The sequence below is a fragment of the Burkholderia sp. MR1-5-21 genome (assembly GCF_053427715.1).
Genome location: NZ_JBSAXD010000054.1, coordinates 1 through 21,406 on the forward strand (window position 1 = coordinate 1; position 21,406 = coordinate 21,406).

20 protein-coding genes, 1 tRNA gene and 1 pseudogene are annotated in these 21,406 nt (G+C 69.0%); 10 read left to right on the top strand and 12 right to left on the bottom strand.

Features of this window, described 5'->3' with window-relative positions:
- Window positions 1-151, top strand: a pseudogene (locus tag ACV229_RS38930) (group II intron reverse transcriptase/maturase); the annotation flags it as partial.
- A 257-nt stretch (window positions 152-408) separates the two neighbouring features.
- Here ACV229_RS38930 and rsmI read toward each other — a convergent pair.
- On the bottom strand, window positions 409-1,287 hold the full coding sequence (gene rsmI, locus ACV229_RS38935; protein WP_448088366.1) for a 16S rRNA (cytidine(1402)-2'-O)-methyltransferase: 879 nt from the start codon (window positions 1,285-1,287) through the stop codon (window positions 409-411).
- 49 nt (window positions 1,288-1,336) lie between these two features.
- Between rsmI and ACV229_RS38940 the strand changes: the two genes are divergently transcribed.
- The 5 genes from ACV229_RS38940 (at window position 1,337) to ACV229_RS38960 (ending at window position 3,831) form a co-directional block, all read left to right on the top strand.
- Window positions 1,337-1,801, top strand: coding sequence for a YraN family protein (locus ACV229_RS38940; RefSeq protein WP_448088397.1), 465 nt, complete (start codon window positions 1,337-1,339; stop codon window positions 1,799-1,801).
- 145 nt (window positions 1,802-1,946) lie between these two features.
- Entirely contained in the window at window positions 1,947-2,531 is a 585-nt protein-coding gene (locus tag ACV229_RS38945; RefSeq protein ID WP_448088367.1) for an SIS domain-containing protein, read from the top strand.
- A gap of 17 nt (window positions 2,532-2,548) precedes the next feature.
- On the top strand, window positions 2,549-3,343 hold the full coding sequence (locus ACV229_RS38950; protein WP_448088368.1) for a BON domain-containing protein: 795 nt from the start codon (window positions 2,549-2,551) through the stop codon (window positions 3,341-3,343).
- Between the two features lie 11 nt (window positions 3,344-3,354).
- On the top strand, window positions 3,355-3,705 hold the full coding sequence (locus ACV229_RS38955; protein WP_448088369.1) for a c-type cytochrome: 351 nt from the start codon (window positions 3,355-3,357) through the stop codon (window positions 3,703-3,705).
- 50 nt (window positions 3,706-3,755) lie between these two features.
- Window positions 3,756-3,831, top strand: a tRNA-Ala gene (locus ACV229_RS38960).
- 169 nt (window positions 3,832-4,000) lie between these two features.
- On the opposite strand, the gene ACV229_RS38965 is transcribed toward ACV229_RS38960, so the two are convergent.
- The 6 genes from ACV229_RS38965 to ACV229_RS38990 all read right to left on the bottom strand — a co-directional run bounded on the left by ACV229_RS38965 (window position 4,001) and on the right by ACV229_RS38990 (window position 11,307).
- A complete protein-coding gene (locus tag ACV229_RS38965; RefSeq protein ID WP_448088370.1) occupies window positions 4,001-5,410 on the bottom strand; it encodes an enolase C-terminal domain-like protein in 1,410 nt (469 codons plus the stop codon).
- A 58-nt stretch (window positions 5,411-5,468) separates the two neighbouring features.
- Window positions 5,469-6,809 carry an MFS transporter gene (locus tag ACV229_RS38970; protein WP_448088371.1) on the bottom strand — a complete coding sequence of 447 codons (1,341 nt, stop codon included), beginning with the start codon at window positions 6,807-6,809 and terminating at the stop codon, window positions 5,469-5,471.
- 242 nt (window positions 6,810-7,051) lie between these two features.
- Window positions 7,052-8,218, bottom strand: coding sequence for an ABC transporter permease (locus ACV229_RS38975; protein WP_448088372.1), 1,167 nt, complete (start codon window positions 8,216-8,218; stop codon window positions 7,052-7,054).
- 7 nt (window positions 8,219-8,225) lie between these two features.
- Window positions 8,226-9,380 carry an ABC transporter permease gene (locus tag ACV229_RS38980; RefSeq protein WP_448088373.1) on the bottom strand — a complete coding sequence of 385 codons (1,155 nt, stop codon included), beginning with the start codon at window positions 9,378-9,380 and terminating at the stop codon, window positions 8,226-8,228.
- Window positions 9,381-9,401: 21 nt separating this feature from the next.
- On the bottom strand, window positions 9,402-10,100 hold the full coding sequence (locus tag ACV229_RS38985) for an ABC transporter ATP-binding protein (protein ID WP_448088374.1): 699 nt from the start codon (window positions 10,098-10,100) through the stop codon (window positions 9,402-9,404).
- A 1-nt stretch (window position 10,101) separates the two neighbouring features.
- Window positions 10,102-11,307 carry an efflux RND transporter periplasmic adaptor subunit gene (locus ACV229_RS38990; RefSeq protein ID WP_448088375.1) on the bottom strand — a complete coding sequence of 402 codons (1,206 nt, stop codon included), beginning with the start codon at window positions 11,305-11,307 and terminating at the stop codon, window positions 10,102-10,104.
- A 424-nt stretch (window positions 11,308-11,731) separates the two neighbouring features.
- Here ACV229_RS38990 and ACV229_RS38995 point away from each other — a divergent pair, with 424 nt between their 5' ends.
- Window positions 11,732-11,965, top strand: coding sequence for a hypothetical protein (locus ACV229_RS38995; protein WP_448088398.1), 234 nt, complete (start codon window positions 11,732-11,734; stop codon window positions 11,963-11,965).
- A gap of 74 nt (window positions 11,966-12,039) precedes the next feature.
- Here ACV229_RS38995 and ACV229_RS39000 read toward each other — a convergent pair whose 3' ends face one another.
- Window positions 12,040-12,795 carry a Mut7-C RNAse domain-containing protein gene (locus tag ACV229_RS39000; RefSeq protein ID WP_448088376.1) on the bottom strand — a complete coding sequence of 252 codons (756 nt, stop codon included), beginning with the start codon at window positions 12,793-12,795 and terminating at the stop codon, window positions 12,040-12,042.
- Window positions 12,796-12,887: 92 nt separating this feature from the next.
- Between ACV229_RS39000 and ACV229_RS39005 the strand changes: the two genes are divergently transcribed.
- Both ACV229_RS39005 and ACV229_RS39010 read left to right on the top strand, forming a co-directional pair.
- Entirely contained in the window at window positions 12,888-13,757 is an 870-nt protein-coding gene (locus ACV229_RS39005; RefSeq protein WP_448088377.1) for an NAD(P)-dependent oxidoreductase, read from the top strand.
- An 80-nt stretch (window positions 13,758-13,837) separates the two neighbouring features.
- Window positions 13,838-14,476, top strand: a complete 639-nt coding sequence (locus ACV229_RS39010; RefSeq protein ID WP_448088378.1) for a LysE family translocator — start codon at window positions 13,838-13,840, stop codon at window positions 14,474-14,476.
- A 111-nt stretch (window positions 14,477-14,587) separates the two neighbouring features.
- Here ACV229_RS39010 and ACV229_RS39015 read toward each other — a convergent pair whose 3' ends face one another.
- A complete protein-coding gene (locus ACV229_RS39015; RefSeq protein ID WP_448088379.1) occupies window positions 14,588-15,898 on the bottom strand; it encodes an MFS transporter in 1,311 nt (436 codons plus the stop codon).
- 94 nt (window positions 15,899-15,992) lie between these two features.
- Here ACV229_RS39015 and ACV229_RS39020 point away from each other — a divergent pair, with 94 nt between their 5' ends.
- Window positions 15,993-16,919: a LysR family transcriptional regulator gene (locus tag ACV229_RS39020; RefSeq protein ID WP_448088380.1), complete on the top strand. Its 927-nt coding sequence runs from the start codon at window positions 15,993-15,995 to the stop codon at window positions 16,917-16,919.
- A 160-nt stretch (window positions 16,920-17,079) separates the two neighbouring features.
- Here ACV229_RS39020 and ACV229_RS39025 read toward each other — a convergent pair whose 3' ends face one another.
- From ACV229_RS39025 to ACV229_RS39035, 3 genes are all read right to left on the bottom strand, one after another.
- Window positions 17,080-17,913: an OmpW/AlkL family protein gene (locus ACV229_RS39025; RefSeq protein WP_448088399.1), complete on the bottom strand. Its 834-nt coding sequence runs from the start codon at window positions 17,911-17,913 to the stop codon at window positions 17,080-17,082.
- Window positions 17,914-17,929: 16 nt separating this feature from the next.
- Entirely contained in the window at window positions 17,930-19,171 is a 1,242-nt protein-coding gene (locus ACV229_RS39030) for a DUF2957 domain-containing protein (protein WP_448088381.1), read from the bottom strand.
- Window positions 19,172-19,312: 141 nt separating this feature from the next.
- On the bottom strand, window positions 19,313-20,746 hold the full coding sequence (locus ACV229_RS39035; RefSeq protein ID WP_448088382.1) for a DUF2957 domain-containing protein: 1,434 nt from the start codon (window positions 20,744-20,746) through the stop codon (window positions 19,313-19,315).
- Window positions 20,747-21,406: the final 660 nt, after the last annotated feature.

Consider the following 21,406-nt stretch of genomic DNA (forward strand, 5'->3'; position numbering starts at 1 on the left):
TCGGGAGATGCTGGCGCTGGGCGCCCTGGAAGCGGACGCCAGAGAGGTGGCCGCAAATAGCAGACGCTGGTGGCGCAACAGCCGCCTGCGGCTAAACCGGGTGATGCCCATCGCCTACTTCGACCGGCTCGGTTTGCCCCGGCTCTCATAACCTCAACTGCTCGAACCGCCCGGTGCGGACCCGCATGCCGGGTGGTGTGGGAGGGGATCGGTCAGTCTTCCTGACCGCCCCTATCCCGATTCTGCGCGGCAGTATCCGGTGGCGTGGCTGTGGCTGTCGCGCCGACCGCCGACCGCCGACCGCTGGGCCGCCGACCGCCGACCGCAGACCGCAGACCGCCGGCCGCAGACCGCAGACCGCTGGACCGCCGGCTGTAGCCTGCACCCCGCAGTGCGGCCGCCGCGTCGTCAACCGTCCTTCAGCGCCAGCGCGCGCGCATACAGCGCGTTGCGCGGCGCGCCCGTCAGCGCGGCCGCGAGTTTCGCCGCGCTCTTCACCGGCACTTCCTCCAGCAGCAGCTTGAGCAGCGCATCGTGGGCGGTGTCGTCGGCCGTGCCGTCGTCGGCCGGCGCGCCTTCGACGACGAGCACGAACTCGCCGCGCTGCCGGTTCGCGTCACCTTCGAGCCATGTTATCCCTTCGGCCAGGGTGCCCTGGAACAGTTGCTCGTGTAGCTTGGTCAGTTCGCGCGCGATCAGCAGCCGGCGCGCGGGGCCGAATGCGTCTGCGAGCGCGGCGACCGTCTCGACGATCCGGTGCGGCGCCTCGTAGAACACGAGCGCATACGGATGCGTGGCCAGCGTCTGCAGTTCGGCGGCGCGCTGCTTTGCCTTCGGCGGCAGGAAGCCTGCGAACGTGAACGTGCCGGCCCAGTCGCCCGCGACGCTCACCGCGGTCACGGCCGCGCTCGCGCCCGGCAGCGGAATCACCGCGAAGCCGGCCGCGCGCACCGCGTCGACGAGCCGCGCGCCCGGATCCGAGATGCCGGGCGTGCCGGCATCCGACACATATGCGATGCGCTCGCCGGCGCGCAGGTGCTCGATCACGCGCAGCGCCGCTTCGCGTTCGTTGTGTTCGTGCGCGGCGACGAGCGGTTTCGAGATGCCGTAGCGGGCAAGCAGCTGGCCCGTGTTGCGGGTGTCTTCGGCGGCGATGCGGTCGGCGAGGCCGAGCACGTGGAGCGCGCGCAGCGTGATGTCGGCCGTGTTGCCGATCGGCGTCGCGACGATGTAGAGCGCGGCGGCCGGGTAGTGCTGCGTGTGTGCAAGTTCGAGGAGGGCAGTCATGGCGGCGGGCAACGCGCGCGAGCGCGGCGCAAGCGGAACAAGGTCGGCATTGTGCCACGGGGCGCGCGCCGGATCGGGCGGCGGCGGGCGCGATCCGGTGCGCGCCGGGGCGCAGGCGGCTGCGCGGAACGCCAACGGCGACGACAAATTTTCCGGCGCGGCGCGATCCAAGTCGGTCGGTGCGGCGTTCGAGGCACGGGCGCGGCAGTTTCTCGAACGCCGCCGGCTCGCATTCGTCGCGGCGAACGTGACGATGCGCGGCGGCGAACTCGATCTCGTGATGCGCGAGCCGGACGGCACGCTGGTGTTCGTCGAGGTGCGCGCGCGGCGCAGCGTCAGGCACGGCGGTGCGGCCGCGAGCATCGGCTGGCGCAAGCGCCGTCGGCTCGTGGCGGCGGCGCAGCGATACTGGGTGCGGCATGGGGCCGGCGCGCCGTGCCGCTTCGACGTGGTCGCGTTCGAGGCCGGGCAGCTGGTCTGGCTGCGTGACGCATTCCGTGCCGACGACGGATAGCCGCGCTTGCCAGGATGGCCGAGAGCTGTGACGAGATGTAAAGAGTTCTTGCAGCGCCACCGGACGAGGCCCCGGAGTACGGTAAACTCGCCGCACTCATGATGCCGCGCGATGTCCATCACGCGTTGTACCCGATCAGGAATCGATGTCAGTCGAACGTATTCAGCAACATTTCCGCGACAGCACCGCGCTTCACGTCGAAGCAGCCGACGCGTTGTCGCTGCCGATCGCAGCCGCGGTCGACGCGATGTTCGCCGCGCTGGCGAACGGCAACAAGATCGTCGCGTGCGGCGACGGCCCGTCGGCCGCCGCCGCGCGATACCTCGCCGTGTCGCTGGTCGGCGGCTTCGAGCGCGAGCGGCCGGGCCTGCCCGCGATCGCGCTGGCCACCGATGCGTCCCATGCGGGCCTGACCGGCGCGATGGCACCCGAGCAGCTGTTCGCGCAGCAGGTGCGCGTGCTCGGGCAGACCGGCGACATCCTGCTGGTGCTCGACCCGACCGGCGCATCGCCGCGCGTGCTGGCCGCCGTGGACGAGGCGCACGAGCGCGAAATGACGGTGGTCGCGCTGACGGGCGGCAGCAGCCATGCGCTCGCGGCCGCGCTGTCCGACACCGACATCCCGATCAGCGTGCCCGCCGAACGCGCGGCGCGCATCCACGAAGTCCATCTGCTGACCATCCACTGCCTGTGCGACGGCATCGACGCGATGCTGCTGGGCGAGGATTGAACGAAGGAGAGCCGTCGATGAAGAAAAGCCGCGTCAAACAGACGCTCGTCAGAACCACGCTGCTGGCCGCGCTGGCGGCGGGCGCCGCGATGTCGCTGCAGGGCTGCGTGCTCGGCGTGCTGGGGGCGGCAGCCGGCGGCGGCGCGCTGATCGCGACCGATCGCCGCACGCTCGGCGCGCAGACGGAGGACCGCGAGATCCAGGTCAAGGCGCTGTCGCAGATCAAGAGCGGGCTGCCGGACGAGTCGCACGTGAACGTGACCGTGTTCAACCGCCGCGTACTGCTGACGGGCGAGGTGCCGAACGACGCATCGAAGCAGCGCGCCGAGGAAATCGTGCGCGGCATCAACAACGTGAACGGCATCATCAACGAGCTGTCGGCCGAGCCGGCCGCATCGCTGTCGTCGCGCGCGAACGACTCGTACCTCGAAGGGCGCGTGAAGACCGCGCTGATCGCCGAGAAGGACATCTCGGCGAACAACTACAAGGTCGTCAGCGAGCGCGGCAACATCTATCTGCTGGGCCTCGTGACGGTCGACGAAGGCAATCGCGGCGCGGAAGTCGCGAGCCAGGTGCCGGGCGTCGAGAAGGTCGTGAAGGTGTTCCAGTACATCAAGCCGGCGGACGCACAGGCGCTGCAGGTGGCGATGCCCGCAAGCGGCACCCCGGCGGCGTCGGCTGCGCCGGCGGACAACGCGACGGTCGGCGCAGTGCCCGATACGTCGGTGACGGCGACGCCGCTGCAGCCGCCCGCGCCGATCTCGAACTCGTCCAGCGTGCACCCCGGCAATCCGAAGGCGACGCCGCAATGATGGTCAGGCAGATGAAGCAGATGAAACACTGGATGGTGCAGGGCGCCGCGGCCGCGGCGCTCGTCGCCGGCACGTTCGGCGCGGTCGCGCACGCGGACGTCGGGGACGGTATCAAGGTCGCGCGCAGCAATGCGTGCATGGGCTGCCACGCGGTCGACCGCAAGCTGGTCGGCCCGTCGTTCAAGGACATCGCGGCGCGCTACAAGAGCGACCCGCAGGCGGTGGCGAAGCTGTCGAAAAAGGTGAAGGAGGGCGGCTCCGGCGTATGGGGCGCGATCCCGATGCCCGCGCATCCGCGGATGAGCGACGCGGACATCCGCTCGGTCGTCGAATGGGTGCTGGCGGGGGCGCCGACGAAGTAACGACCCCTATTGCCAAGCGCGCAAATGCGTGTGTATGATCTGTGTTTGTTGGGGCGGTAGCTCAGCTGGGAGAGCGTCGCGTTCGCAATGCGAAGGTCGGGAGTTCGATCCTCCTCCGCTCCACCAACAGTATTCGAAGGGCTCGATCACAAGATCGAGCCCTTTTTGTTTGTGCATCGGCAGACGAGCCGGGCAGCAAGCCGGCGGCCGAACGGCGACCCGCTCAGCAGCGAGTGGATTGTCGTGAACGCCGGAACCGACAGCGCGGCGCCGCGCTGTCCGTCGTCACCATCCATCACCCCCGCCCGAAACTCGGCCGCTTCGGATCGTACGTCCACCCCGGCACGAGGTAGCGCATCGCGATCGCATCGTCGCGCGCCGTGCCGCCGACCTGCCGGTACAGCGCATGCGCCGCTTCCACCTGCGCCATGTCGAGCTCGATCCCGAGGCCCGGCCGTTCCGGCACCGCCACCTTGCCGCCGACGATGGCCAGCGGCTCGCGCGTGAGCCGCGCGTCGCCTTCCTGCCAGATCCAGTGCGTGTCGATCGCGGTGATCGTGCCAGGCGCGGCGGCCGCCGCGTGCGTGAACATCGCGAGCGACACGTCGAAGTGATTGTTCGAGTGCGAGCCCCACGTGAGCCCCCAGTCGCGGCACAGCTGCGCGAGCCGCACCGAGCCCTGCATCGTCCAGAAGTGCGGATCGGCGAGCGGGATGTCGACCGCCTGCAGGCGCACCGCGTGATCCATCTGCCGCCAGTCGGTCGCGATCATGTTGGTCGCGGTCGGGATGCCGGTCGCGCGGCGGAATTCGGCCATCACCTCGCGTCCCGAATAGCCGGCTTCCGGCCCGCACGGGTCTTCCGCGTACGCGAGCAGGTGGCCCTGACCCCGGCACAGGGCCACTGCCTCGTCGAGCGACCACGCGCCGTTCGGGTCGAGCGTCACGCGCCCGTCCGGAAAGCACGACTTGATCGCGGCAATCGCCTCCATCTCGTCGGCGCCCGCCATCACGCCGCCCTTCAGCTTGAAATCGGCGAATCCGTAACGCTCGACTGCCGCCTCCGCCTGCCGCGCGATCGCCGCGGGCGTCAGCGCTTCCTCGTTGCGCAGCCGGAACCACGCGTGCTGCGCGCCGGTTTCGCCCCGATACGGCAGGTCGGTACGGCGCCGGTCGCCGATGTAGAACAGGTAGGCCAGCATCGGCACCGCGTCGCGCTGCTGGCCTTCGCCGAGCAGCGCCGCGACCGGCACGTCGAGGCACTGGCCGAGCAGGTCGAGCAGCGCGGCCTCGATTGCGGTGATCACGTTGTCGAGCCGCAGGTTGATCTCGTGCGGCTGCCGCAGCACCGCCGCTTCGCCGGCCGACGTCACCTCGTGCCGGATCGTGCGGCCGGCCGCCGCGCCGTTGCCGGACAGCGCCGCGCGGACCGTGTTGAGCGTCGCCTGGTAGCGCCCGATCGGCTGGCCGACGACGAGATCCGTCATCCGCTCGAGCGCCTGCCGGATCCCTTCGCCGCCCGGGACTTCGCCGACGCCCGTGCGTCCGCTGCTGTCCGCGAGGATCACGAGATTGCGGGTGAAGAACGGCGCATGCGCACCACACAGGTTGAGCAGCATGCTGTCGCGACCGGCGACGGGGATCACCTGCATGCGCGTGACGCGCGGGGTGCCCGGCGGGGCGCCGGCACTGCGGGATTCGGACATCGATTCGCTCCTGGCTGGCGGCCGGGCCGGCCGGACGCGCCGGCGCGGCCCGCCGCGTTCAATTCAGCTCGACGCGGCGGATCTCGCCGACGACGAACACGTAACAGATCACCGCGACGAGCGCGTGCGCGACGACGTAGACGAGTGCGCCGTTGAACGAGCCGCTGCGGTCGACGATGTAGCCGATCGCGATCGGCGTCGTGATGCTGGACAGGTTCCCGCAGGTGTTGAGCAGCGCGCCGCTCAGGCCGGCGATCTGGCGCGGCGCGGTGTCGGCGTTGACGGCCCAGCCGAGCGCGCCGAGCCCCTTGCCGAAGAACGACAGCGCCATGAACAGCACGACGAGCACGTGCGAGTCGGTGTAGTTGCAGATGACCATCGACATCGACAGCAGCATGCCGACGACGATCGGCACCTTGCGCGCGATCGACAGCGACTGGCCCTGCTTCAGCAGCGCGTCGGAGATGATCCCGCCGAGAATGCCGCCGAGGAACCCGCACACGGCCGGGATCGACGCGACCAGTCCCGCGTTCAGGATCGACATCCCGCGCGCCTGCACGAGGTAGACGGGAAACCACGTAATGAAGAAGTAGGTCAGCGCGTTGATGCAGTATTGCGCGACGTAGACGCCGATCAGCATCCGGCTCTTCAGCAGCGCCTTCACGTGGCGCAGTTGCGGGCCGCCGTCGCGCTGGCCGGTCGCCTGGTCGATGTTGACGAGCGCACCGCCTTCGGCGAGGTAGTCGAGCTCCGCGCGGTTGATCTGCGGATGATCCTTCGGGTCGTACACGGTGCGGTTCCACACCAGCACGAACGCGAAGCCGAGCACGCCCATCACGGCGAACACCGATTGCCAGCCGAACGCGTGCACGAGCCAGCCCATCAGCGGCGCGAACAAAACGGTCGCCGCGTACTGCGCGGCGTTGAAGATCGCCGACGCGGTGCCGCGCTCGGGGGCCGGGAACCACGCGGACACGATCCGGCTGTTGGCCGGGAACGACGGCGCTTCGGCCGCGCCGACGCAAAACCGCAGCGCGAACAGCAGCGCGAACGCGGCGCCGCCGCCGAAGAACCCGATCGCGCCCTGCAGCAGCGTGAACAGCGACCAGAAGAAGATGCTGAATGCATAGACGACGCGCGACCCGTAGCGGTCGAGCAGCCACCCGCCCGGCAACTGCGCGATCACGTATGACCAGCCGAACGCGGAGAAGATGAAGCCGATCTGCACGTGGCTCAGGTGCAGCGCGCGGGCGAGGCTCGGGCCCGCGATCGCGATCGCGGCGCGATCCGCGTAGTTGATGGTCGTGACCGCGAACAGCACGGCCAGCACGAGCCAGCGCACACGGGTGCGCCGGGCCGTTGCCGACGCGGACGCCGGCAACGCGTGGAGCGGATTCATGTCGTCTCCTCCGAGAGCGGAAGGTGCCGTCGTGCGGCTGGCGCGTCGGGCGCGCTCGATGTGGTGTCGGGTGCTGCCGGCCGGGGGCGGATCAGGCGGAACGCTGTCCGCCCGCTGGCCGGACGCCGTCACCGCCGTCGCGAGTCACGGCGATGCTGGTCGTCCAAGGCATTCTTGCATGGCGAAATCGCGCGTTTCATGCCAATTCCTGACTTGATCGATGCAGGTTTTGAATCGATGCGTCACCGCGCGCGCAGCGCGTCGACGATGTTCATCCGCGCGGCACGCATCGCCGGCAGGAACCCGCCGATCAGGCCCATCGTCACCGAGAACAGCAGCGTCTTCACGACGATGCCCGGCGTGAGCACGAAGCGGAACGACAGATCCGAGAACGTCTGGAAGTTGGTCGTGGAAAACGACACGAAGCCCATCAGCGCCGCGCACGCGAGCCCGGCGACGCCGCCGACGAAGCCGAGCAGCAGCGCCTCGAGCAGGAACGCCGCGAGCACGTTGGCGCGCTTGAAGCCGAGCGCGCGCAACGTGCCGATTTCGGCGACGCGGTTCGCGACCGACGCATACATCGTGATCATCGCGCCGATCATCGCGGCGATCGAGAAGATTGTCGACAGCGTCATGCCGAGGATGTTGATGAACCTCGACAGCGTCTTCGACTGGTCGCCGTAGAAGGTCTGCTCGCGCTTGGCCTCGTCGGTGAGGCGCGGGTCGACGTCGATGTCGGCCTTGAAGCGCGCGAACGCGTCCGCGCCCGGGATGCGCACGACCATCGACGAATAGCTGGTGCGGCGAAACGACTGCATCAGCTGGTCGACGTCGCCCCAGATCTCGGAGTCGAAGCCGCTGCCGCCGGCGTCGAAGCGGCCGACGACGGTCCAGTCGCGCTGCGCGAAATGCAGGCGGTCGCCGATCTGCGTGCCGCTGAAGCCTTTCGCGATCGCGCTGCCGACGACGATCTCCGACGAGCCGGCGGTGAACATGCGCCCGGCGACGAGGTTCACGCGCGGCCGCAGCCCGAGGCCCGTCTGCGACACGCCGCGAATCACGACGTTCGACGGCTTGCCCGTCGAGCGCTTCACGAGCGAGATCAGCACGACGGTTTCCTTCGACGCCATCGGCCGGCCGCCGGCGCCGAGCGCGACCGACGGATGCATTTCCAGCGCGTTCGCCTGCTGGTGGTCGATCGCGCTCTGCACCTCGGTTTCCGCGCCCTTGCGGATGATCACGACGTTGTCGGGCTCGCCGGTCGACACCAGCGTTTTCGTCAGGCCCGCGTCGAGCATCAGCACGGTCGCGAACACGAACACGACGAGCGCGAGGCCGCCCGCGGTGAGCACGGTGGTGAGCCGGCGGGCCCACAGGTTGCGCGCGATGTACGTGAGCGGGATCGCCATGGCGGGCTCAGCCGATCGCCCGCAGGCCTTCGACGACGCGCACCCGCGAGGCCTGCCAGGCCGGCACGATCGCCGCCGCGACGCCGACCGCGAGCGTACACGCCGCCTGCAATGCGAGCGTCTGCGCGGACACGTTGAACACGGGGAACACGCCGCCCGTCGCCTGCTTGAACAGGTGCGCGGCCGGCGGCATCGCGAGCATGCCGAGGCTGCCGCCGATCGCGGCGATCACGAGCGACTCGCCGAACACGAGCAGCGCGAGGAACCCGGGGCCGAAGCCGAGCGCCTTCAGCGTCGCGTATTCGACGGTGCGCTCGCGCGCACTCATCGCCATCGAGTTGGCCATCACCGCCATGATGATCAGGATCACCACGTACGACACGACGCGGATCGCCGCGATGATCTGGTTCGACATCGCGACGAAGCCGAGCTGGAACGCCTGTTCCGTTTCGGTGAGGGTCTCGGCGAGCGAGTTCCTGAAGATCGCGTCGACGTTGCGGGAGATCGAGGCGGCATCGTCGGGGTTCGCGATGCCGAGCACGTACACGCCGACCTGGTTGGCCTGGCGGGGCGTCGTCTTGCGCATCGACTCGTTCAGGTAGTCCCAGTGGAACACGAGCTGGCGCGTGATCGTCGATTCGTCGCGGCCGTCGAGGATGCCGCGCACGACGAAATCCCAGGTGCCCGGGTAGATCGTGCCTCTCAGCGGAATCACGTCGCCGACCTTGAAGCCGAACTGGGTCGCGAGCTGCCGGCCGATGAGGCAGCCCTTGCGGTCGCGCTGGTAGTCGTCGCGCTGCTGCGCGCCCAGGATGAACTCCGGGTACAGGTCGAGATAGTTGTCCGATACCGCGAAGCTCGCGAAGAAGTTCTTCGGGTCGCGGTAGATGCCGCCGAACCAGTTCGAGCGGACGACGGCCGTCACGCCGTCCACGCCGCGAATCCGGTTCTCGTAGCTCACCGGCAGCGGAAACACGAGCGAGATCGCATTGCGCGTGACGAGCCGCGCGCTCGATGCCGCGGCGGCGCCCGCGTACCACGCGTCGACCACCGTGTGCAGCAGCCCGTATGCGAGCACCGCGATCGTCAGCCCGAGCACGGTCAGCAGCGTGCGCAGCTTGTGCCGCAGCGCGTTGCGCGCGATCAGCTTCAGCACGTACATCGCGCGGCTCCGCGACGGCGCTCAGCCGGGCTGCCCATCGATCAGCTCCCCTTTTTCCAGATGCACGAGCGCTTTCGCCGCGGCCGCCGCGTGCGCGTCGTGGGTCACCATGATGATGGTCTTGCCGAGGTCCGCATTGAGCCGCTGCAGCATCGACAGCACTTCGCTCGCGGATGCGCGGTCGAGGTCGCCGGTCGGCTCGTCGGCGACGATCAGCGCGGGGTCGGTGATCAGCGCGCGCGCGATCGCGACGCGCTGCTGCTGGCCACCCGACAGCTCGGACGGGTAATGGCTCGTCCGGTCGCCGAGATTCACCATGTCCAGCACGAGCTCGACGCGTTCGCGCCGCTCCTTGCGCGGCAGGTTCGTCAGCATCAGCGGCAGCTCGACGTTCTCGTACGCGGTGAGCACCGGCATCAGGTTGTAGAACTGGAAGATGAAGCCGACGTGCGCGGCGCGCCACTCGGCGAGCGCCGCTTCCGCGAGCCGCGTGATGTCGAGGCCGCCGACGCGCAACTCGCCGCTGTCGGGCCGGTCGATGCCCGCGACGAGGTTCAGCAGCGTGCTCTTGCCGGAGCCAGACGGCCCCATCAGCGCGACGAAGTCGCCTTCGCCGATGTCGAGCGTGATGTCGGTCAGCACCGGCACGGTCTGCACGCCGCGCCGGTACGACTTCGCGACGTGGCTGATCTCGACGAGCGGGGCGGGCGGCGCGTTCACGCTACTTTTTCGCGACGGTCACTTTCGCGCCGTCCGCGAGTTTCGGGCCCGGTGCGAGCACGAGCGTGTCGCCGGGCTGCACGCCGCGGATCGCGACGAGTTCGCCGATCCGCGCGCCGGTCGTCACGGCCGTTTCGCGCACCGTGTCGTCCTTCACTGCGAACACGAGCTGCCGGCCGCCGCGCTCGACGACGGCGCTCGCCTGCACGGCCGTCACCGGCTGCCGGTCCTGCGCGGACACGGGCTTCGACAGGAACGCGATCTTCGCGCTCATGTCCGGCAGCACGCGAGCGTCGCGGTCGACGAAGCGCACCTTGACCAGCACGGTCGCCTTCGACCGGTCGACGGTCGGCACGATGCGCGACACCAGGCCGGCGAAACGCTGGTCGGGCAGCGCGTCGAGCTGGATCTCGCACGGCTGGTTCGCGCGGATCCGCGCGATGTTCGATTCGGCCACGTCCGCTTCGACTTCGAGCGTGTCCATGTCGGCGATCGTCACGACGGCGCCCTTGCTGTCCGACGCGGACGAGAACGGCGTGATGTTGTCGCCGACGTTCGCGTGCTTTTCGAGCACGACGCCGTCGAACGGCGCGCGGATCGCGGTCTGGTCGACGGCGACCTGCGCGGCCTGCGCATTGGCCTCGGCCGACACGATTGCGGCCTCGTCGCTCGCGACCGACGCACGGGCCTTGTTCACGCGGGCGACGTCGGAATCGTATTGCGCGGCCGGCAGCGCACCCTTCGGCACGAGGATTTCGCTGCGGTGCAGGCTGATCAGCGCGTCCTTCAGTTCCGCCTGCTGCAGCGCGAGGTTGGCACGGGCGACGCCGACCTGCGCGACCGCCTGCGCGAGGGCCGCCGCGACGTCGCGGCTTTCGAGGCGCGCGATGATCTCGTCCTTCTTCACGTGCGTGCCTTCGAGCACGCCGAGCCACTCGACGCGTCCCTGCGCCTTCGACGCGACCGCGGCCTTGCGCTGCGGCACGACATAGCCGGTCGCGTTGAGCATCGTGTCGTTCTGGAACGGGTACGCGGTGGTCACGGCCGTCGTCTCGACCGCCGGCCGGCCGGTCAGTACGATGCCCGCGCCGATCGCCACGGCGACGAGCGCGGTAACGGCCGCGTAGCGGAGCCACGGGCGCCGTCGCGGGGCGGTTGCGGTCGGCCGCCGGTCGATTTTCAACCTGTCCAGATTGTGATCAGGCAATTTGGGGTGCCTCGTGCCGGCGGCGCGTTCGCGGCGGCACCGTGCGGCATGGGCCACGACCGATCGCGATCCGGTTTCCGGGGTTCCGAGGAAAGGGACGGAAGAAGGCCAGTATAGCGTCGCCGCGGCCGCGCGCGAGCCTGCTTCCGGCGTGTATCTTCATACCGGTCATGGCCCGGCGGACGCGGTCGCGCGGGCATGTCAGGTGCGCATCAGGGAAAGCCCGGATCTCGCAAGCAGGCTGTCAACTCAGCGCGAACGCGGTGCGTTATGGAGCCAGTACGTCAGTTTTCGCTGCGACAGGAATGCGCAAGCCGACCTGCCGGGCAGCGACCGGAAACCCCGGCGTGGCTGGCGTTCCGATGCGAATGCCTCGCATCTTTTCACCGGTACGTTTGATTTTTTCCCTGTTAAAGGAAGAACAATGAAGAAGACGCTCGCTTCGATCATGACCGCAGCATTCGCACTCGCATCGGTTTCGGCATTCGCACAGGCTTCGGCGCCGGCCGCTGAAGCACCGGCCGCCGCATCGGCACCGATGAAGAAGGATCACACCAAGCCGAAGCACCAGCTGAAGCAGCATGGCTCGGCGAAGGGCAAGGCGAAGGCCGCTGCGGCATCCGCTGCAGGCACGAACGACACGGGCACGCAGAACTAAGTCGTTCGCCCGGGGCCGGGCTGCCGGCCGCCAGACACAACCCCGCATGTTCCGGCATGCGGGGTTGTGTTTTTTCAGGCGCCGGGCGATACCGCGCGCATCGCGTCGACCACCGTACGCATGCGCCGCCAGTGCGAGCCCTCCCAGAACACCCGCTGGCACACGTCGCACGCGGCGAAGCGCCGGTGGCGCTGCCGGACGCCGGCCGGCACGCGCGCCGCCGCATCTTCCGCGCTCAACGGGTGCAGCGGCGCGTTGCAGCGCAGGCACAGGCGGAACGGCCGCATGTGCGGCGCGAGATCGAGCCGCGCGAACAGCTCGCGCAGCTGCGCGGCGGGCTGCAGCGCGTGCAGGTAGCAGCCGCGGGCCACCGCGCGCCGCTTGAGCAGCTCGCGGTCGCGGGTGAGCACGACGCGGCCGTCATGCGCGCAGAGCGCGGCGATCTCGTCGTCGCTGAAATGGTTGTCGTAGCAGGTGTCGAAGCCGGCGAGGCGCAGCAGTTGCGCGAGGCCGCCGAGGTGCGCGTCGGCGACGAAGCGCCATTCCGCGTGCGCGGGCGTTGGTGCGCCAGCCGGTGCGCCATCCGGCAGCGGCCGCGCGCGCTCCGGGTAGACGTCGACGCAGTCGCCGTCCGCAAGCCGCCGGTCGAGCGGCGCTGCCGCGCCGTTGACGCGCAGTTGCCCGACTTCCGTATGAGGAACGCCGAGTGCCTCGACCATGTGCTTGACCGTCGCCTCGCTCGCGCACGCGCGGGCAAACGCACGGTCGCGCTGGGTGCGCGCGAGGAACGCGTTCAGTTCGCCGTGGAAACGGAAGGTCGCGGTCGCCATGCGCGCAGTATCGCATCGCGCGCGCCGGCGGTGCCTGCAAGTTGCACGCGGCTGTGTTTAACTCCGGGCTTCACTTGTCGAAGGAGCGAGCGATGGATCTCGGATTTATCGGACTGGGCGAAATGGGGCTGGCGATCGCGGCGAACCTGCTGAAGGCGGGGCACCGGGTGCGGGTCTGGAACCGGTCGCGCGAGCGGGCCGCGCCGCTTGCCGAACTCGGCGCGCAGGTCGTCGACGCGCCGGCCGACGCATTCCGCGGCGATGCGGTCTTCTCGATGCTCGCGGACGACGCGGCCGCGCGCGCGGTGTTCGACGACGCGCTGCTCGCGCAGGCGCCGCGCGGGCTGATTCACGTGAACATGGCGACGATCTCGGTCGCGCTCGCCGAAGCGCTCGCGCACGCGCATGCGGCGCGCGGTCTCCACTACGTTGCCGCGCCGGTGATGGGGCGGCCGGACGTCGCGGCCGCCGCACGGCTGACGATCATGGCGGCCGGCCCGGCGGAAGCGCTCGAACGGATACAGCCGGTGTTCGACGCGATCGGCCAGAAGACCTGGCGGTTCGGCTCGCTGCCGCAGCACGCGAACGTCGCGAAGCTCGCCGCGAACTTCACGCTCGCGTCGGCGATCGAGACGCTCGGTGAAGCGTCGGCGCTGCTCGCGGGGCACGGCGTCGCGATGCGCGATTTCCTCGACGTGATCACGAGCAGCGTGTTTCCTGGGCCCGTGTACGAAGGCTATGGCGCGATGATCGCCGAGCGGCGCTACGAGCCGGCGCGCTTCAAGGCGCGCCTCGGGCTGAAGGACGTGCGGCTCGCGCTCGAGGCCGGCGACGCGGTGTCGGTGCCGCTGCCGGTCGCGAGCCTCGTGCGCGACAACCTGCTCGACGCGCTCGCGCACGGCGGCGGCGAGCTGGACTTCGCGGTGCTCGGCGAAGTCGCGTCGCGCCGCGCGGGCCGCTGACGCAGGGCGTGCGGCGCGGGACAAACCCGCGCCGCACGCGGCATAATCCACCTTTCGGTTTCCTTCGGGGAGAGGTGGGGATGAGCTTGCATACGTGGTGGCTTTTCGTGGCGACGGTGTTCGTCGTGTCGGCGATTCCGGGCCCGAACATGCTGCTCGTGATGACGCACGGCGCGCGGCACGGGCTGCGGCGCTCGTCGGCGACGATGGCAGGCTGCCTGAGTGCGCTGGTGCTGATGCTGTCGGTGTCGGCGGCCGGGCTCGGCGTGTTCCTCGAAGCGTGGCCGGCGATGTTCAACGTGCTGCGCTTCGCCGGCGCGGCGTACCTGATCTACCTCGGCGTGAAGGCATGGCGCGCGCGCGTCGACGACGCGCCGGCCGCCGACATCGAATCGGTGGCGCGCCAGGCCGAGCCGGCGTCGCGCTGGGTGCTGTTCCGCAACGGCTTCATCGTCGCGGGCAGCAACCCGAAGGCGATCCTGTTCGCCGCCGCGCTGCTGCCGCAGTTCATCAACGCGTCCGAGCCGACGCTGCCGCAGTTCGGCATCCTGGTCGTGACGTTCGCGGTGATCGAGGTGAGCTGGTATCTCGTCTATGCGTCGTTCGGCACGCGAATCGGCGCGACACTGAAGAGCCAGAACGTCGCGAAGGCGTTCAACCGGCTGACGGGCGGCCTGTTCGTCGGCTTCGGCGCGATGATGGCGCTGGTTCGACACTGACCGGCGAGCGCCGCCGTTACGGCCTCGACGGCCCGCCGTCGTCAGCAGGCGGCGCGTCACGAGATCGTCAGACCGATCCCCGCATGGCGGACTTCGCCATGCGGGGATTTTTCATTGGGCGCCCGTTGTTTCGGACGGTGCTTCAGGCACGGCCGCAGGGGCGGGAGGGGCGGGGCGTCGATCCATCGCGATCCCGAACACGCCGGCCGCGCCGGTGAACGCGAGCGCAACGCCGCACACGCCGTGCCAGCCGGCCCACGCCCAAGCGCTGCCCGCGAGCGCCGCGCCGAGCGCGCCGCCGACGAAGAACAGCCCGACGAAGAGTCCGTTCAGGCGCCCGCGCGCGGCCGGGCTCAGCAGGTTGATCGCGCGGCGGCCGAGCGTCTGGTCGGTGACGACACCCGCGTCGAGCAGCGCCGCGCCGGCCACGAGCAGCGCGACTGCGGCGCCGCGATGCGCATGCGCGTCGAAGCCGCCCCAGCCGGCGCCCGCGATGCCGATCGCGACGAGCGCGACCAGCATCGCCGCATGCGCGATCCGCAGCGCGGCCGTTCCGTGACCGCGGTCGCCGGCGCGGCCCGCGAGCGGCGTGACGATCGCCCCGCTCGCGCCGGCGAGCGCGAACAGCGCGATCCCGTGCAGCCCGAAGCCGAACGGCAGTTGCGCAAGCCGCAGTCCGATCGCCGTCCAGAACGCGCTGAACGCGGCCATCACGAGCGCGGCGGACAGTGCATGCCGCCGCAGCACCGGCTCGTCGGCCAGCAGGCGTCCCATCGACACGAGCAGCGCGCGGTAGCCGGTCGTCGCGTGCGGCCGCCGCACCGGCAGCCGGCGCGCCAGCACCACGGCGATGCCGGCGTTCGCGGCCGCCGCGACGCCATAAAACGTGCGCCAGCCGGCCGATCCCGCGATCAGGCTCGCGAGCGGCCGCGACAGCAGGATGCCGAGCATCAGGCCGCTCATCACGTTGCCGACCGCACGGCCGCGCTGCGCATCGGGCGCCATCGACGCGGCGATCGGCACCAGCATCTGGATCACGCTCGATGCGGCGCCGGCAATCAGCGTCGCGAGCAGGAACACGGCGCCCGAGTGCGTGATCGCCGGCAGCGTCAGCATCGCCGCGCAGACGGCGAGCGTCGTCACGATCAGGCGGCGGTTTTCCAGCAGGTCGACGAGCGGCACAAGCAGGACCAGCCCTGCCGCATAGCCGAGCTGCGGCAGCATCGCGACGAGGCCGGCGAGGCCCGACGGCAGATGCAGGTCGGCGCTGATCGGGCCGGTCAGCGGCTGCGCGGCGAACAGGTCGACGACGATCACGCCGACCGTCGCGGCGAAGAACAGCGTCATGCCCGCGCTCAACGCGGGCGTCTTGCTGCCGGGCAGGTGCACGGTGGCGGGGTAGAGGTCGGCAGGGCAGGTCATGGTCAGCCGCTCGGGAAGGGGGAAGTCCTCATCGTAGGCGGCCGATGGTTATGCGACAATTGAAATATGTCTAACATGATTATGCGAGCTTGTTTTGAATACGCGCGATCTGCAGGCATTCGTCGCGGTGGTCGACAGCGGGTCGATGGTGGCCGCGGCCGCGAAGCTCCATCTGACGCAGCCGGGCCTGACGCGGCGCGTGCAGAACCTCGAAACGCTGCTCGGCGTGCCGCTGCTCGAGCGGCAGAGCAAGCCGCTGAAGCCGACCGCTACCGGGCGTGAGGTCTACGCGCTCGCGCGCAACGTGCTGTGTGCGGTCGACGAGCTGGTCGCCGTCGGCGCGCCGGACCGCGAGCCGTCGGGCGAGCTGCGCATCGGCGTGCCGCCGTTCCTGTCGGAGCTGGCGCTCGAGGAGCCGATCGACCGGCTGCGTGACGCGTTCCCGCGGCTGACGCTGCGCGTGACGGCCGGCTGGTCGCCCGCGCTGTTGCAGAGCGTCGAGCGGGGCGCGCTCGATGCGGCCGCGGTGATGGTGCCGGTCAGCGCGACGCTGCCGGATGCGCTGACGACGACGCTCATCGGCATGCAGCCGGCCGTGCTCGTCGCCGCGCGCGACTTTCCGTTGCCGGACGGGCCGCTGACGCTCGATGCGCTATCGCGTTTTCCGTGGGTGCTGAGCCAGGACGGCTGCGGGATGCGCTCGGCGCTGAGCCGCGCGCTCGGCGCGGCCGGGCTGCCGTTCGACGTGGCGGTCGAGGCGTTCGGCTCGGATCTGCAGCTGTCGCTCGTCGCGCGCGGCGCGGGGATCGGCATCGCGTCGCCGGCCGCGCTCGCGCGCAGCGCGCATCGCGGCGCGCTGCGGGTGGTGCAGACCTCGGGGCTGGAAACGCGGATCAACATCTGGCTCGTGCACGGCGCGCTGCCGGGGCGCCTGATGCGGCCGATCGCGCTGCTGCGGGACGAGCTGACCGAGGTGATCGGCCGGGAAAATCTGATGGGGTCAGAAGAAAAGGCCGTTTAGAGTCGGCATTCGAGGGAAAATCCTTATTTTCTCTACGGAAATGTTGCATTGCGGAAACCGTTTCGCTATAGTTGCACCTGTCTCCTCCATGTCTCCTCTGATATGGATTCAGCCCGCCTCTTAGGCGGGCTTTTTTTTGCCCGTTTTTTCCCGGCAGCCGTCAGAACTTGTACGACATCGCGATGTAGCTGATGATCGGATCGGCCTTCAGGTCCGATTTCGACTCGGCCAGCGTCGTGCCGTCGGCTGCCTTGATCGTCACTGTCGACGTCGTCTTCAGCGGGATGTAGGTCACCGACGCGACGAGCCCGAAATGCTCGGTGATGTTGTACTGCAGGCCCGCGTTGAACACCGGCTGCCACGACGATGACGCCTTTGCCTCCACCGACGTCAGCCCCGGCTTGCCCGCGCCCGCGGCGAGAATCGCGCCGAGGTTCTCCTGCGTCTGCTTGATGAAGTTCGTATTGAGCTGCAGGTCGCTGAACCAGTTGTACGACACGCCGAGGCCGAGGAACGGCCGGAACCGTGCATTCGCCTGTGCGAAGTAGTACTGAAGGATCACGGCCGGACTCCACTGGCGTACGCTCTTCACGATCGGGTTCACCGACGCGAGTCCGATGTTCTGCGTGCCGAGCGCGCCGGCAGGGCCGGGCGGCTTGATCGTGCCTTCGCCCGACACCTTGAACACCGGCGGCACGCCGGCCACCGACGTCACCGCGATGTGGTCGGTCAGGAAGTGGCTGACCGTCAGGCCCACGGTGTCGGCGCCGCTCGTGTGCAGCCCGGTGCCCGGCGACGTGAACGACGGCGGCAGCCGCAGCGGCGTGTTGATCGGCGTCGGTGCGACGTTGGTCGTCATCGGCGTGCTGCTCTGCTGCGGCATCACGTGGAACCAGCCGAGCGTGACGACGTTGCTGCCGGCGCTCTGCGCGTGCGCCGCGAGGGGCGCCAGCGCGGCGGCGCCGGCCGCCGCGCAGAGTAGGGTCTTGTTGATCACGGCTCCCCTCCGCTTACTGGACGAACGCGCCGATCGTGAAATACGGCGTCGAACTCGCGTTGTCGAGGAAGCCGAACACCCCACCCGTGAAGATGAACTTGCCGGTCGGCGTCGTGCTGCCCGAGCCCGAGTGAACCGTGGTGACCGTACCCGGTACCTTCTGCGTGTAGTCGAGGTCGAGCGCGGTCGCGAGCGACGCCTGCGACGGCTGGAACGGATCGAGCAGCGTCGCCTGGTTGTTGATCAGCGCGGTGGTCCGATAGTTGAACGCGCTGTCGACGCCGATGTACTCGCCGTTCTGCGAGCCGACCGTGACCGCCGTCTGCGGCGCGAGGATCGAGATGCTCGATTCGTCGTCGGCGGTGAGGCCCGGCACGCCGTTGCTGTCGGGCGTCGGGTTCGGGTTCGCGACGCCGGTGCGCACGAGGATCGGCACGAGCTGGTTGCGCAGCTTGCCGACGATCATGAAGCCCTTGCCCTGCGGGAGCGTCGACAGCGTCGGCTTGATCTGGCTCTGGTAGTTGTTGGTCTGGAACGCGCCGCTGCCGTCCGTCGACTGCGCGAGGTTCGTGCCCGGCTGGCGGCAGCTGCCCGCGAACTGGCCGGTCGAATCGCACTTGGTCCACGTGCCGTCGGCGTTGATCGTGACCTTCGCGTCGATCGACACCGGCGCGAAGTTCTGCGACGGCACCTCACCGAAGCCGACGTGGCTGTACGTGCCCGCGACGTTCGCGATATTCGTCTCGATCGACGAGAAGCCGATGAACGGGTAGTACGGGAATTTCGTGTCGGGCACCGCGGCCTGGCCGAGCACGCCGCCGAACTGGATCTCCTTGCCGGGGATCGTGCCGCCCGCGACGCCGTAGCCGACGAAGATGCGCGCCGGGCGCGTCGAATCGAGGCTCGCACCGTTCAGGCGGAACGCGCACTGGTTGAGCTTGTTGGTCGGCAGCAGCGTTTCCTGCGTGAGCGTGCCGCTGTCGACGGTGCCCGCGCGCGTCGGCGTGACGGTGCCGGTCGTGCGCGGAACCGGCGATTCGACATAGGTGACCTGCCAGGTCATCTTGGTCGTGTCGAGCTGGAGCTTCACGAGCTCGCCGCTGCCGGCGCCGCCCGTGTAGACGGTGCTGTAGTCGAGCGTCGCAGGGCAAAGGCGATCCTCGACGAGCGGCGGCGGATCGTCGCTCCCGCCGCCGCCGCATGCCGAAAGAAGGGGCGCGGCACATGCCGCCGCCAGAATGAGGTTCCGCTTCATGATGCTCCTCCAGGATTTGTCTTGTGTGGCGGCCGGCTCCCTGTCGGCCGCTTCTCTTGCTTGTGCTTCGCCCTGCCGGGGCGGTGCCGGGCGCCTCGTTGCGGCGGCTCGCGCCGCCGCGTCGCCTGGTGCCGCGTGCCGCTATTTGCTGATCTGCGCGCCCACGCCGAAGTACGGTGCCGACGACGTGCTCGCATTCGCCGACGTCGACGTGACGCCGCCGTTCACGGTGCCCTGCACGAGCGCCGCATACAGCCCGCCCGTGGCGATCACCACGCCCGATCCGGCCGCATAGCTCGCGCCGCTCGGCGGCATCGTCGTCGCGTTCAGGAGGCCCGGTGTCGACTGTCCGTAGTCCAGCGTAAAGCCGTCTTCCTCGGCTTGCGTCGTCGGGTTCACGAACGTGCCGTTCGTGCCGCGGATCAGCGCGGCCGTGTACTTGAAGTTCGAGTCCGCGCCCGCATAGCCGCCGTCGATGGCGCCCGACGTGATCGCCGTCGCCTTGCCGAGCACTGCGATGCCCGATTCGTCGTCGACCTTCGCGTCGGTGTGCAGCGCTGCGTCCGTGCCGAGATACACGCTGCCCGTCCGCACGATCACCGGCACCGTCGCGCCGTTCAGCTGGCCGATCACCATATGCGCGGTCGCCGACTTGCCGGTCGCGCCGATGATCGGCAGCTTCGTCTGCGGCAGGATCTGCGGTGCGCTGGTGCTGTCGAAGTAGCCGCCGTTCGCGCTCGTCGTCCACGGATTGCCGGTCGTCTCGCAGCCCGACGAGCCGGTCGACGTGCACGCGCCGTTCGCATCGAACGTCTCGCTCGAGTTCGTGCCCTTCGTCGCATAGTTGCCGGACGGCACGAGGTGGTAGATCAGCGCGTTGTACGTGCCCGGCAGCTTCGTCAGGTCCGTCGTCGTGCTCGCGAAGCCGAGGAACGGATAGAAGTCGAAGTGGCGGTTCGGCACCTGGCCGACGTTCTGGTAGAGCGGAACGCCGGCAACGGAAATCGTGAGCCCGTTGTACTGGATCGTCGCGCCCGGAATGCCGCCGCCCGCGACGCCCATGCCGATGAGCAGCATCGGCGGGTTCGCCGGGTTGAAGTCGGCGGCCGTCGAATAGGCCGAGCCGTTGCCGGCCGTTCCCGTGCCAGGCGTGAAGATGAACGCGCAACGGGTCTGCTCGGCAGTCGGCAGCGTGCCGGTCGGCGGGTGCATGACCTTGCCCGTGATCGTCGTGCCGACGCGCGTCGGCGTGACGGTGCCTGTCGTCAGCGGGATCGGCGACTCGAGCCACTTGAGCGTGTAGGTCATTGCGACCGCATCGATGTTGACGCTGACGATCTCGCCGCTACCGGCGCCGCCGAGATACGTGCTCTTCACGATGTCGGCGTCGGCCGGGCACAGCGACGCGTTGACGGGCTGCGACGCCGGCGGCCCCTGCGTGCCGCAGCTTGAACCGGAACATTGGGGCGCTTCGATCGGGGCGGGCGAGCCGCCGGAATCCCCCCCACCACATGCAACGAGCAAAGGGGCGATGGCAAAGGCCGTTGCCACCCCCTTAGATAAGGCGTGCGACATGCAGCTGTCTCCAATCGTTTAATTGTGCGAGCTAATGTCGCTGCACGGATTTTTGCTGTCAATTGATGAACCCGTCTAAAAAAGGCGATTGAAACAGCGGGCGTCGATTGAAGCCTTTCGAGAAGCGGATTTCAGTAAGAATTAAAACGCGGCGAAGGCTGCGGGGCGCCCCCCGGCGTGGCCGTCACGCGACGCGCTCGGCAGGCCCGACGCGCCCGCGCGTATATCGGCAGCGTTTAAATCGGCGGTATCCGGTTTATCCCTATTCGGGATTTGCAGGAGGAATATGTGTTAAATTTTATTAAATGGAAGGTGGCAATAGAAGGATTGCAAATTTTTGTAACTGTGCGGATTAAAGGCTTGAAGTTGCCTGTTGTGATCGAATGGAAAGGAGGGTAGGCCTCGGTATTGCATGGCGTGCAAAGCGTTCATGCAGCGAGTTTTCGTGTCGGGTGGCAGTAACTGTAGTGCCGAACGTGCCGACCGGATGCGTTGTGACGGTCAAGATCCGAGAAGGTCTGTCAGGACGCGACTTCGGCTGGTAGCGGATCGATGATGTGGCCGCGCCGATTCGTCAATCGTGCGAAGTCGCGTCGCGGTGCGACAGCGAGGCGTGTGGGCGCCATGCGCCAAGCTCACGCACGCTCTAGTGCGGCAAGT

What these genes read in the sequence shown, in the direction of transcription:
- ACV229_RS39015 (WP_448088379.1), bottom strand. Translation starts at nt 15,898, where the DNA reads ATGACCTGCCCTGCCGACCTCTACCCCGCCACCGTGCACCTGCCCGGC.
- ACV229_RS38970 (WP_448088371.1), bottom strand. Translation starts at nt 6,809, where the DNA reads ATGAATCCGCTCCACGCGTTGCCGGCGTCCGCGTCGGCAACGGCCCGG.
- ACV229_RS38980 (WP_448088373.1), bottom strand. Translation starts at nt 9,380, where the DNA reads ATGTACGTGCTGAAGCTGATCGCGCGCAACGCGCTGCGGCACAAGCTG.
- ACV229_RS38945 (WP_448088367.1), top strand. Translation starts at nt 1,947, where the DNA reads ATGTCAGTCGAACGTATTCAGCAACATTTCCGCGACAGCACCGCGCTT.
- ACV229_RS38965 (WP_448088370.1), bottom strand. Translation starts at nt 5,410, where the DNA reads ATGTCCGAATCCCGCAGTGCCGGCGCCCCGCCGGGCACCCCGCGCGTC.
- ACV229_RS38950 (WP_448088368.1), top strand. Translation starts at nt 2,549, where the DNA reads ATGAAGAAAAGCCGCGTCAAACAGACGCTCGTCAGAACCACGCTGCTG.
- ACV229_RS39035 (WP_448088382.1), bottom strand. Translation starts at nt 20,746, where the DNA reads ATGTCGCACGCCTTATCTAAGGGGGTGGCAACGGCCTTTGCCATCGCC.
- ACV229_RS39000 (WP_448088376.1), bottom strand. Translation starts at nt 12,795, where the DNA reads ATGGCGACCGCGACCTTCCGTTTCCACGGCGAACTGAACGCGTTCCTC.
- ACV229_RS39030 (WP_448088381.1), bottom strand. Translation starts at nt 19,171, where the DNA reads ATGAAGCGGAACCTCATTCTGGCGGCGGCATGTGCCGCGCCCCTTCTT.
- ACV229_RS38995 (WP_448088398.1), top strand. Translation starts at nt 11,732, where the DNA reads ATGAAGAAGACGCTCGCTTCGATCATGACCGCAGCATTCGCACTCGCA.
- ACV229_RS38955 (WP_448088369.1), top strand. Translation starts at nt 3,355, where the DNA reads ATGAAGCAGATGAAACACTGGATGGTGCAGGGCGCCGCGGCCGCGGCG.
- ACV229_RS39005 (WP_448088377.1), top strand. Translation starts at nt 12,888, where the DNA reads ATGGATCTCGGATTTATCGGACTGGGCGAAATGGGGCTGGCGATCGCG.
- ACV229_RS39010 (WP_448088378.1), top strand. Translation starts at nt 13,838, where the DNA reads ATGAGCTTGCATACGTGGTGGCTTTTCGTGGCGACGGTGTTCGTCGTG.
- rsmI (WP_448088366.1), bottom strand. Translation starts at nt 1,287, where the DNA reads ATGACTGCCCTCCTCGAACTTGCACACACGCAGCACTACCCGGCCGCC.
- ACV229_RS38975 (WP_448088372.1), bottom strand. Translation starts at nt 8,218, where the DNA reads ATGGCGATCCCGCTCACGTACATCGCGCGCAACCTGTGGGCCCGCCGG.